This is a genomic window from Paenibacillus sp. FSL W8-0426, from assembly GCF_037969725.1.
Taxonomy (GTDB): Bacteria; Bacillota; Bacilli; order Paenibacillales; family Paenibacillaceae; genus Paenibacillus; species Paenibacillus hubeiensis.
The window spans coordinates 3,789,563-3,801,264 of the sequence record NZ_CP150203.1 but is presented as its reverse complement, the minus strand read 5'-3'; the positions used below and the strand labels follow the sequence as shown (position 1 = coordinate 3,801,264).

At 43.2% G+C, this 11,702-nt stretch carries 11 protein-coding genes; 7 read left to right on the top strand and 4 right to left on the bottom strand.

The annotated features are described in order from the left end of the window. The first annotated feature begins 116 nt into the window (after positions 1–116). Both MKY59_RS16930 and MKY59_RS16925 read left to right on the top strand, forming a co-directional pair. Entirely contained in the window at positions 117–1,142 is a 1,026-nt protein-coding gene (locus MKY59_RS16930; protein ID WP_339272545.1) for a hypothetical protein, read from the top strand. Positions 1,143–1,463: 321 nt separating this feature from the next. Further along, positions 1,464–1,682 (top strand): hypothetical protein, encoded by a 219-nt coding sequence (locus tag MKY59_RS16925; protein ID WP_339272543.1) that lies wholly within the window; start codon positions 1,464–1,466, stop codon positions 1,680–1,682. Between the two features lie 1,176 nt (positions 1,683–2,858). Here the strand turns inward: MKY59_RS16925 and MKY59_RS16920 are convergent. Beyond that, a complete protein-coding gene (locus MKY59_RS16920) occupies positions 2,859–3,398 on the bottom strand; it encodes an SUKH-4 family immunity protein (RefSeq protein WP_339272541.1) in 540 nt (179 codons plus the stop codon). A gap of 630 nt (positions 3,399–4,028) precedes the next feature. Between MKY59_RS16920 and MKY59_RS16915 the strand changes: the two genes are divergently transcribed. The 5 genes from MKY59_RS16915 to MKY59_RS16895 all read left to right on the top strand — a co-directional run bounded on the left by MKY59_RS16915 (position 4,029) and on the right by MKY59_RS16895 (position 7,931). Beyond that, entirely contained in the window at positions 4,029–5,054 is a 1,026-nt protein-coding gene (locus tag MKY59_RS16915; RefSeq protein ID WP_236412520.1) for a hypothetical protein, read from the top strand. A 147-nt stretch (positions 5,055–5,201) separates the two neighbouring features. Beyond that, on the top strand, positions 5,202–5,939 hold the full coding sequence (locus MKY59_RS16910; protein ID WP_339272538.1) for an MBL fold metallo-hydrolase: 738 nt from the start codon (positions 5,202–5,204) through the stop codon (positions 5,937–5,939). A gap of 217 nt (positions 5,940–6,156) precedes the next feature. Continuing rightward, positions 6,157–6,420: a hypothetical protein gene (locus MKY59_RS16905; RefSeq protein ID WP_339272536.1), complete on the top strand. Its 264-nt coding sequence runs from the start codon at positions 6,157–6,159 to the stop codon at positions 6,418–6,420. A 241-nt stretch (positions 6,421–6,661) separates the two neighbouring features. Then, positions 6,662–7,219, top strand: coding sequence for a PadR family transcriptional regulator (locus tag MKY59_RS16900; protein WP_339272534.1), 558 nt, complete (start codon positions 6,662–6,664; stop codon positions 7,217–7,219). Then, a complete protein-coding gene (locus tag MKY59_RS16895) occupies positions 7,212–7,931 on the top strand; it encodes a CPBP family intramembrane glutamic endopeptidase (RefSeq protein ID WP_339272532.1) in 720 nt (239 codons plus the stop codon). Before MKY59_RS16900 ends, MKY59_RS16895 begins: the two co-directional genes overlap by 8 nt. A 181-nt stretch (positions 7,932–8,112) precedes the next feature. On the opposite strand, the gene MKY59_RS16890 is transcribed toward MKY59_RS16895, so the two are convergent. The 3 genes from MKY59_RS16890 to MKY59_RS16880 all read right to left on the bottom strand — a co-directional run bounded on the left by MKY59_RS16890 (position 8,113) and on the right by MKY59_RS16880 (position 11,637). Beyond that, the gene (locus tag MKY59_RS16890; RefSeq protein ID WP_339272530.1) at positions 8,113–8,994 is read right to left on the bottom strand and encodes a carbohydrate ABC transporter permease; all 882 of its coding nucleotides are present in this window, start codon (positions 8,992–8,994) and stop codon (positions 8,113–8,115) included. A 15-nt stretch (positions 8,995–9,009) separates the two neighbouring features. Next, positions 9,010–9,930, bottom strand: a complete 921-nt coding sequence (locus MKY59_RS16885) for an ABC transporter permease subunit (protein WP_339278420.1) — start codon at positions 9,928–9,930, stop codon at positions 9,010–9,012. Between the two features lie 111 nt (positions 9,931–10,041). After that, the gene (locus tag MKY59_RS16880; RefSeq protein WP_339272528.1) at positions 10,042–11,637 is read right to left on the bottom strand and encodes an extracellular solute-binding protein; all 1,596 of its coding nucleotides are present in this window, start codon (positions 11,635–11,637) and stop codon (positions 10,042–10,044) included. Between the last annotated feature and the right edge of the window lie 65 nt (positions 11,638–11,702).

Here is an 11,702-nt window from a genome sequence, read left to right as displayed (position 1 = left end):
GATTCGCTGTAAAATGCAGTAAAATTAAAACTATCTCAGATAGAGATTCTGATCGCTTGGTTAACAATAATATTTAGGTAGATTATGGGTAGCATAAAACAATTGGGGGAGTCGTTATGGGAGAAGTATGGACGAGCTCTATGCATGGTGCACCTTGGACAATAGGGAAAATGAATAAAGCGATTAAGCAACTGGGACATCGGGCGCTTATTTCGTTTGTCATTGATATAGATAAGCTCGAAGATTTACAAGAATTAGATAAGCATGTATTTGCTAAACGTCCGGATTTAGTATTGTCTATTCGTCAAATTGATATGAAAGGGCGCTATACAGAGGAATTATTACAGATCATCGCTGACTTAAAGCATATAACAGCTTTACAATTAAACCTTCAACATCATATTGATTTGAGTATACTTGGTAAACTAGAGCGATTGCAATTTTTATCAATTACAAGTAAAAAGCCGGTAAACTTAAACTTTACTTCTAACTTTAGAAATCTTCAATATCTTTCATTAAATGGGGAATTTGTAGACTTAACACCGATCGGCGATGCAACTGAACTTGACACGCTCATTTTGAGTACTACTATTCATGAAGTTGATTTTGTTCGTCAGTTAACCAAATTGGAGTGTCTCTTTATTCATGATTGTACTTTGAAAGGTTCCCTAGCAGCACTTGCGAATTCTACAGTTAAAATGCTTAGCTTAGCAAATATACGAAACTTAACGAATCTGGATGATATAGCTTCAATGCATAATCTTACTTATTTACGATTGTCCTTATCTAAGGTGGAGGCTTTATGTGACTTCTCTAAAATGCATAACCTTAGACAGTTGGAACTGGATAATATGAAAGCGTTAAAACATATAGATCTTTTGTGGTCAGCCCCCCTTCTTGAAATGTTAGAATTAAGGCAGATTTCTACAAGTATTAAAGCCAAGGATTTAGAGGCATTACTTGAAATGGAGCACTTACAACAACTAGATTTTCAGTTTATTGATTTTAATAAAGGAAGGATTGCAGCATTACGCGATTGGTTTAAACAAGCAGGGAAGGAGCATATCCTCTATGAGAATATTGCTGAAGACAAGCGAATGAAGTCCATGTGGCGAATACATTTACAAAATCATATAGGATAAAATAAATAGCGGTAAATTCATAAGTAGCCATAAGACCAGGCATGCCTTCTACTCTCCAAAGACGATGTACTATATAGAGTGAACCGGAATTTACACGATAACGAAGAGGGCAGAAAGAATCTGGAGAAGCGAAGCGGTCGCATTTATCACCGGATTTTCCCCTTGAAAAAGGGGATCAAAGAAATCTGGGGATAACAGCGATCGGAAGAAGGTTCTGACCGCGTAGTGTCTCTGTGTAAAAATCATTGGTTCAAACCTATATAGTAGAAAAGGGTCTCTTCTACAACTACAAAAATGGATCTAAAGGGGGCGCCAGACATTATGTTAAATCGATTCAGCTGGAAAGAAAATGATGTTTATTTTGTACCTGTGACAGACTCAGTTTCAACAGTTGTTCAATTACTCAAAAAGCCTTATATTATCATGTTTAATATCTTTTTGGAGAATTCAATCTCTGCTTGGGATGAGGTTAAATTACAGGATATTCAAGAATTTCGAGTGATCCGAGTGTTGAATTCAGCTGTAAAGTTGACCGCATAGCAAAAATTGAAAGATGCAGCCATAGCTCCTAAAACAGATGTGGATGTACCCAAACATTATATTAGCCAAGATTTTGGAAATCGTCCGGATTCATGTTCTACTCGATTCAATCTGGTGTATATTGATCCAGGAATCGGCGATTTGGGAATGGGAAATCCCATCGTGGAAACGGATATCTATCCCGCGAATCCACTTGAACGATTAGAGCCTTATGAACTAACCGCATTACATACAGCTAAAGATTTGATGCATAGGCTCTACTGGTCATACTCTGTTAATTTCGGGCTGGATAAGTATAAGGAGTATTATATGAATTGCATTACTCCAGTTCCTGTACACGAGTGGAACCAAGAGTACTTAAATGCTGGAGGATACTCCTTCTGAAAGTAATCATGAATTTAGACATAGACGAGCCACTGAAGAAGGGGACATGATCGCAATGAAAGATAAATTCCCTGAGAAAAAGCATGGAGGACTCGTAAAAAAGAGACTATATAGATTGAACCGGAAATTTACACGATAACGAAGAGGGCAGAAAGAATCTGGAGAAGCGAAGCGGTCGCTTAAAAGCTTTCTGTAAGAAAGCTGCATCGGAAGCATAGGCTGATCACCGGATGTTCCCCTTGAAAAAGGGGATCAAAGAAATCTGGGGATAACAGCGATCGGAAGATGGTTCTGACCGCGGTAGTGTCTCTGTGTAAAAATCATTGGTTCAACCTATATAAGAGAATTATTATTGCCCCATGGCTTTTTTAGAACTAAGCCGAGCTTTTATACAAGGATATACGAAGAAAGAATTGAGTTTATCCATCTGCATAAATTGAGATCTGGTCCTTTCTATAGAGTTCATACGGGGATACGATTTCTATTAGATGATCTGGACTTTATAGCTTTAAACGGAATCCAAGCAAATGGATACAAAAATGAATATTCAATACATTATAACTTCAGGTATCATAAAGATGAGGATTCTATAAATAGATGTGCAAATCAAATATTGTTATTTGTAGAGAATGAGGCCATTCCCTGGTTTGATCTATGGCGAAACGAAGATGCTTTATATACTAGACAAGATAGTCCACTAAGGGAAGAATTGGTGCATAAATACAACAAAAACGCAATACGGACATTTTAGCGATCGTCACGGAAAAACGTTTCGCGGTATCGGTAACGATCTCATTTCGTTTTGTCGAGGATCGATCGGTAAAAGTTTATACGCAGATCATTCAGCGGAAACAGGTCGTCGGAAAGCTCGTACAAACGCATCGGCCAAAAGGAATCGTCGTTTTCCGTGGCTTGAGAATCATAGCGTCTGAACTCTGTTTCCAGCGCTTCCACCGCTTTTTGCGGATCGTTGCCGGATTCAATTCGCCACTTTACCTGCTGCATAAACAAGTTGTGAAATTGCAAAAAAGAATCAAAGCTTGAATTGCAAAATTGCAGCCGGTAAAGGGCGTCTTCCTGGTGGATATATGTTACGGTGCCACTCTCGAGATCGACCGCGTAATAACCACCGAGATCATGTCCGAATATCGCAAGCGTTCGATCTTCAAACCGGAAGAGGTATAAAGGACTGTCAAATTCGATAGCGAAGTTCGGATAGGGGATCAGCCGAAGTCTTTCGGTTGTTAGATTCGACAAGTATTCGGATTGCTCAATTTCGGAGGGATCCAGACTCTCAAAACTGGATTTAAGTTCTCGGATAACAGGCTCCATAGCTGCACCTCACTGAAAATTTAGTCGACTGGTCGGCAAAATAAAAAACGAAAACAGGGTATTATAATCATACCATTAATTGGTCATTAAATGTCGAGGGACAAGAACATGTTCTTATTTCCGATTAGATAAGCATCTAAGATGTCCCGGAATTTACTTGAATCGGTTTTTAAATAAACTACAAGAGAAGGCAATCATGTTTGATGTTGAAAGAATACAAGAGGTAATACCGCATAGAAATCCATTTCTATGGGTTGATCGAATCTTGGAGGAAATTGATGAAGATAAAAAATCTGTTGGAAGCACTGGCACAGGTCGGTGGCGTGGCTATGTCCAATGGAGAGAGTAGCAATCACAAAAATAGGTTTATTGACTAGTATTGATAATTGTTATATCAGATGACAAGTCAAACCAGCAGACCAACTCCTGCTTGTATTCGATGTTCGAGCAATTTCGTAGGTTAGGGGTAAATTCCCTGAACGTTGGATTTTTGAAGGAATGGGCAGGCATAGAAACATACATCCCTGGCATTTATGCCAAAGGGCTCTTTTAGTCATTACCGGTCGTCATTTATAATAGTGAGAGTTTAACCCATACATAGAAACGATATCAACGGAGAGGAGAGGCGCTGTGCCTATCTACTACTACATCGCAGCCATTTTATTGGTTATTGGGGTATATTTGATTCGGCGTAAGATCAGAATTTTCCGTCCGGCGGGAAGCCGCAGAAGGCATGCAAAAGTGACGTACAGACGCAAAAAGTTACCTTTGAATCTTGGACTTCGCGAAGAGGTCTCCTATAAACAAACCGTTCTTCAATTGGAAAAGAGTTTCAATAAACATTTTTCCAACAAACTGAAGATCCGTATGGGACAGGAATATCCTCATATGACAACGCACGAATATCGATGGAAGCTGCTGGAGCTGAAGAGATACTTCATTATGGCTTCTTTACTTAAGCAGGTGCCCATGTTCAGCGAGGAGGTAGACGAATTTTGGCATGAAATGCTGATGTTTACGAGATCCTACGCTGACTTTTGCGCAGAGTTTATGGGTTCCACTGTACATCATGAGCCGGCTGTTACCCGCCGCGAAACGCCAGGAGCACGTGCCTGGTTTGACTGGGTGTACTGTCAATTATTCGCGTTTACTCCCTATAGTTCCGTGATCTGGGGCGATTTCTTCAGGTATCCGTTATCCGGTGATGTGCAAAAGTTGATCGCGCAGGGAGACCCGTCCGAACTGGTGAATCAACTCTTCCATGCCAGGCGCATGCAGGAGAGTCCTGAAGCTGCGCAGGTTATTACCTACTTGATTGAAAAACTGCAAAGATCGGCAAGTCTAAGCGCAAATGAACTCTCTCTTGAATCTCCGGGTACGGGCGATGTGGCTCTTCTCATGGCGAGTGCCATGGTGTACCATTCCATACATCATGAAGCGACATACGGGGTGCGCATGGGTCGCCTGGAGCAGGAAATCCTCCCGCAGGAAAAGACTGCCTCCGGGTCTTCGTCAAACAGCAGTTGCACGAGCAGTGCCAGCTGTTATGCAGATCATTGCACAGACAGCAGTGGTTCATCCGGAGGTTCCGGATCATCCTCAGATTCTTCTTGCAGCTCATCCAGCTGCTCATCCTGCGGCGGTGGCGGAGATTAATGAAGAAGGGCACCGTATGACGGTGAAATTTCATTTGGAGCGTGATGACGCAGGGGCTATGGGGGCTTTCGGCGCTTCGTATCGCAGGAGAAGGTCATGTGTTAATAATATGCAATAATTATTGTTGTTTAGTTAGGAGGTATGTTGATGAGTACTTATCATCTACTTGATATTGAGTTTGAATATAACGGACAAAAACAGGTCATTACCCCAATCCTTCTTCAAGATGAGTTTGACACGATTCTTATCGACTGCGGTTATCCCGATTTCATGCCTCTTATTGAAAAAGCGGCTAACCGGTATAACGTTACTCTCGATTCAATGACTAAACTGATCGTGACGCATCACGATATGGATCATATGGGGTCAGTCGCTGCTTTGAAGAGGGCGCATCCACACATCGAAATCGTTGCTTACGAGCTAGAAGCGCCTTACATTGAAGGAACGAAAAAATCATTGCGGCTTGAACAGGCAGAATCAACGTTTGACGCATTGACCGATGAAGCAAAGCCATATGCGGAGCAATTTATTCGCCTCTTGAAGTCGATCGAGCCGGTTGCCGTTGACCGGACGGTAGCCGATGAGGATTGGCTGCCTTGGTGCGGCGGGATTAAGATCATCCACACGCCAGGTCATATGCCCGGGCACATCTCATTATATTTGCCAGCCAGTAAAACACTGATCGCTGCAGACGCCGCCGTCATCGAGGAAGGCGAGCTCGCCATTGCTAATCCCCAGTATACAATGGATCTGGATGAGGCCGTACGATCGGTACAGCGATTGCTTGACTACGATATCGAGCAGCTGATTTGTTATCATGGAGGTTTATTTCATGGTGATGTTCGACAAGCGATCCAACAATTAATCCATAAATATAAATCTTGAGTCATTCTGAGAACTTGAACCGGTTGCCGATTAAATGGATATCTAAACGTTATGCAGCCACCTTCAGGCCATGCACCAATCTGCTACCATATGTTAAAATTAGGTTGAATAAAAACCGAGGTGATTTCATGTTCAATCCGAAGATCTTCTTCTATTAGTTGTGTCTAAGGTCATGGCTTCAAAAGCCAAAATCTAACCCGGCACAACGGGGATGAAGATGTTTACGCGTGAAGAGATTCAATCCTGGGAAGATGAGAAGCAGCGTAGTCTGGAGATCAACAGGAAGCCCATTGATCCAAGGAGAGAGAAGCTTAAAGATTTCCGTAAAGGAATCAAGAGCGTTCATTACAACAAAGAGTGTAAAGCAGCACGAAAAGATGATTATCGCCTTTATAGAACAAAAATGAAACGACTGATGCGTAGTGAAGAATACGAACTTCTTCACAATTATAAACGAACAAGCGGTTGGATTACTTGGTAAATATTAAATAAAAAAGGTAGCCCTTGAATGAACTACTCCATTGTTAACTGATTAGCAGTGTGGGAAGTCCGTTCGGGGCTGCTTTTTTTGTTGAAGTAACGGCAATTCAAGTTGTGGAGCTTCCAATGCTAAAAATGGCTTGAGCTTATTTTTTCTCTAAATGGATTGCCATCCTTAGCCTTATGGAGTATTATGCTAATTGGATATATCTCAAAGATATATTGTGAAGGAGGAGGGACGTATGAAAAGAATCAATACCACCCATTTTGCCATTCTCGGCTTACTTCGCATTAAACCCATGAGTGCCTACGAACTTGTAAAGTTTTCGAAGGAAAGCATCGGCCTTTTCTGGAACGAATCCTACGGACATATTCATAAGAGCATCAAACAACTGGAGCAAGAGGGTTATGTGTCCGTTGTGGAAGAAGCTGAGACGGGGAGGCGTAAAATCGTCTATGGTGTTACGCGACAAGGATGTGAACAGCTTGATTCATGGTTAGCCCTCCCGCCGGAGGAATCTGTGATCAGGAACGAATTGCTTATGAAGCTCTTTGTCTCCGATGAACGGCATATCCCCCAATTAATCGCTTTTCTCCAGGAAGAATTAGAAGAGAGCGAGCGGTTAACTGCGATGCTTGCAGGAATTAAAGCGAGTGTTCCTGACAAGGAAAGCAAACAGGCCCAGCTCTGGTTGTTGACCCTCGACTACGGTGAGCGATATCTGCGAATGACCATCGAATGGTGCCAACATGCGTTGGAATCGTTAAACCGTCCAGACAGGGGGCAAGAGAATGAATAAAAAACGGTTCAATATCGTTCCCATCCTGTTCATTTCGATCGTGGTTGCTGCTTGTGCCCCTCTCTTGGTATGGTTCAAAAGCAGTCCGCCCCTCCTATTAAAAATATTCGAAAGTGCTGGATACAATCTAGAGATGAGTTATCAAATCACGGTATTGTTATTGGCTTTTATTGTGATCGGCATCGTCTATGGAATCGCGGGGAAAGAGGGACTTGCGTATTTAAACCTTAAAAGGCGGGATGGAATAATCCGGCCAGAACCGTGGATTGGCGTTAAGCCAAAAGAGACGGAGACGTGGAAAAAGTTAGGTGTAAACTTCGCAATCGTGATTACGTTGGTAACGTCTGTCGTCATCTACTTCCAAGTGGTTCATGGAGGGGGCGTAAGTCTGGAGCTATATCCCGGGGTTATACTCATCCTTCTATTTGCGCTTATGAATGCTTTTTCAGAAGAAATCATCTTTCGGTTTTCGTTTGTTGCCGTTGTTAGCAGATATGGATTTTCTCCGTATGTAGCGCAAGGATTAGCCGCATCGATCTTTGGTATCGTTCATTATTTTGGAAATCCGGGCGGGATACCAGGCGTATTGATGGCTGCTTTTATCGGATGGTTTTTGGCCAAATCAATGTTAGAAACAAAAGGATTTTTCTGGGCGCTAACGATCCATTTCTTGCAGGATGTCGTGATTTTCAGTGCCTTATTTATGAAATAGCTGCCCAGGGTCCCTATATAAGTTGAACCGATGATTTTTACACGGAGTCACTACGTGGTCAGAACCATCTTCCGATCACTGTTATCCCCAGATTGTTTTGAATTTAGATATATCACGCTTTTGGCAAAAATGGTTTCAAGGTTTTGCAGCAAATGTGTGCAACCTTGAAACCATCTGTCCATTATTCTTTGAGCGCACCGATCATAACGCCGTGCACAAAATATTTTTGCAGAAACGGATACAGGATCAGGATCGGCAGTGTAGACACAATGATCGTCGCGTATTTTATCGTTATCCCGATATCCAGACGATCGCCGGCTGCTGCTCCTGTCATCATGCTGTCTGTACTGTTGGAAATCAGAATCTCCCTGAGCACCAGCTGAAGAGGGAACCATTCCCGGTCCCGCAAATAAATCAATGCATTGAAATACGAATTCCAATGGCCTACGGCGTACCATAAAATCATGACGGCAATGACGGGCATGGACAGGGGAATAATAATTCTTGTCATAATAACCCAGTCATTCGCTCCGTCGATGCGCGCGGATTCCTCCAAACTTGCCGGGATGCCTTGAAATGCGGTTCGCATAATAATCAAATTGAACGAATTGATGGCCCCTGGCAAGAGAAGTGCCCAAGGTGTATTCAACATCCCGAGATGATTGATCAGCAGGTAAGAAGGAATAAGTCCCCCGCTGAACACCATAGTAATCACGATGATGAGCATGATGTGGTTTTTGAAATAAACGTTGCGACGGGAGAGGGCATAGGCACCGAGCGTTGTCATCACCAAATTGATGGCCGTACCTGCTGTGACATAGAAGAGCGTATTCCGGTACCCGGTTGCAACCATGGGATTTTCCAGTACCGCTTTGTAAGCAGCGAAACTAAATCCTTGCGGGTAGAACAGCATGCCGCGAAACTGGGCCATTTCTGCAGGATTGCTTAGAGATGCAAACAGGATATAAATAAATGGATAGAGCGTAACGAAGCAGAGTAAAAGCATAAAGCAAATATTAAACCATGAAAATACCGTTTCACCCAGAGAACGTTTATATGTCATTTTTCACGATCCCCTTTACCACAGTCTATGTTCGCTTACTCGCTTGCTGATCGTATTCGCGAGTATGAGCAAAATGAAGCTGATGACCGAATTGAATAAACCTACTGCAGCGGAATATCCGAAATCGGCTCCAAGAATACCTTTTCTGTAAACATAGGTTGAAATGACATCAGCCGTTTCGTAAGTAAGCGGGTTGTATAACAGAATGATTTTTTCGCTTCCCACGGAAAGCATGGATCCTATATTAAGGATAAACAAGATGACTATGGTAGGCATAATGCCTGGAATCGTGATATGCAAGGTTTGCTTCCAACGTCCTGCACCATCAATACGAGCCGCATCGTACAGCGTAGGATCAATGGAGGACATGGCGGCGAGATAGATAATGGAACCCCAGCCGATTCCTTGCCAGATCCCGGAGGATACATAGATCGAGCGAAACCATCCCGGCTCCTGCAGGAATGCGATGGGCTCGTATCCAAAAAAGCCGAGCATGTTATTCACCAGGCCATCACGGGCAGCAAAGTCAACAAGCATGCCGGCTACGACCACGATTGAAATAAAGTGGGGAAGATAACTAATCGTCTGTACGACTCGTTTGAAAATGACAAGACGTATCTCATTCAGCAATAGAGCAAGGATGATCGGGGCAGGAAATGCAAACAACAATTCATAAATACTGATCATTAAGGTATTGCGAAGAAGACGCCAAAAGTAAGGGTTTTCAAAAAAGTTCTTAAAATGGGTAAAACCGACCCAAGGACTTTCCCATACGCCATCTGCGATCCCGTAATCCTTAAAAGCAATGAGCAAGCCGTACATAGGACCATAATGGAAGATGGCGTAATAAACAATAACGGGAACAAGCATCAAATAAATGTAGCGATTACGAACCAAGTCCCTCATGATGATCCTTTTTTTGCTTTCCGCGGGCATTCTGGCTGCTGCTTGTACAGCGTTTCTGTCTAAATCAGGCACAAATTCTCCCTCCCGGATGTCCGGAATATGACATGCATGCTCGTCATATTCCGGAATGGTAAGCTTTGCTTATCGGTTGTTGTATCTTTCCAAAGCTGCTTGTTGGATTTGGATCGCTTCCTCGATGCCTAACCCTTTCAGCATTTCTACATAATTATCGAAATGATCAAGCGGTTCCGTACCCATAATAAATTTCAGAATCATTTCGTCTTTAAATGTATTGACGTCGGTCATGATCGAGGAGTATCGGCTGCTATCTTCTACAGAGATACTAACGGGAGGCATTCTTTTTTCCTGTGTAGTGTTTGACCACAACGTCATGGCCTCTTTTTGTTCCGGCTTGGTCGTATACTGCTGCGTGTGACGTACATCCTGCACAAAAGGACCGGAGGTAGCGCCCATAATATGCTTCCTGAAGGCTTGGGAAATCGGCAGTCCGTCAGGATTATTCAAAATCGCATCCGTATACCGGGGTTGGCCGTCAACGAGCGTGTATGTTTCGCCTTCTTTGCCGAAGTTCATAATGAGTTTTCCTTCTTCACTGTATAAATAATCCAGAAATTTCACGGTACCAACAACGTTTTGGTTGCTTCCGGTTATGGCTGCGAAGATGCCGGTAACGGGATTATCCATATGTCCGAAGACCGGCTTTTCGCCAGGATTTAATGTCGGATAGGGGGTTCCGACCAATTTGAAATCCGGTTGGCTTTGCGCCATCAAGTCCATGTATTTTCCAATGCCGCCATTGAGAAACAGGACCGCCGACCCCACCTGATTGCCTGTTATTTTGGCATCGGTCATTTTGGCATCCGTCGTCGCAAAGTCCTTGTCGAGCAGACCTTCGTTATACCATTGGTTCATTGTGGCGAGGTATTCCTTGAAGCCGGGTTCAATCGGCCCGTATTTGACAGTATCCTTCTCCCGGTAGAAATCGTTAGGTGTCCCGAAGGCACCCGCAAAAGTTAATTCTCCTGCCGAAATTAGAATCGGAATTTCATCCGCTTCACCATTACCGTTCGGGTCCCGTTCTTTAAACGCTTTCAAAACGGTGTGCCATTCATCGATTGTCGTGGGTACCGACAAATTTAATTGGTCCAGCCAGTCTTTGCGTATTGCAGGTCCCAGGAACACTTGTTGGGTGACATCCTCACGAATGAACGGGAAGCCAATGAGATCCCCATGATCTGTGGAAGCCATTTTTCTCCATTCCGGATGATCGTCCAGCAGTTTTTTCAGGTTGGGGGCATGATCCAAGTAATCATTCAATGGGATGAGTTTTTTATCTCGGATTGCTTTCTGTGCGCCGCCTGGGTATGCGTTCCATCCATAATCTACAACATCAGGCAGCTTATTCGATGCTACCATTAAGTTGAATTGTTCTCCGAGTTGGCCTTGTGCCGGGTGCTGAAATTCGATTTTCACACCGGTTTTGGCTTCAATTTCCTTCCAGGCAGTTACTTCTCCATAACTTTTCATAATGGCAGCAGCATCCGGAAACAAGTCCACCCAATACGTTAATTGGGTTAGCGGTTGATTCTGCTCTACTCCTGACGAGTCTGTTGGCTCAGCTCCTCCTTCGCTGCACGCAGCCAGCGTAGTCGTAAACAGTCCCAAGATCATTAAAACAACGGCATGCCTGCTCATCTTTCGCGTGTACATGAACATGAACAAATCGTCCTCCTCATTCTCCATCATGGTATTCATCAATTTGGAATGACGTTTTTTGATCT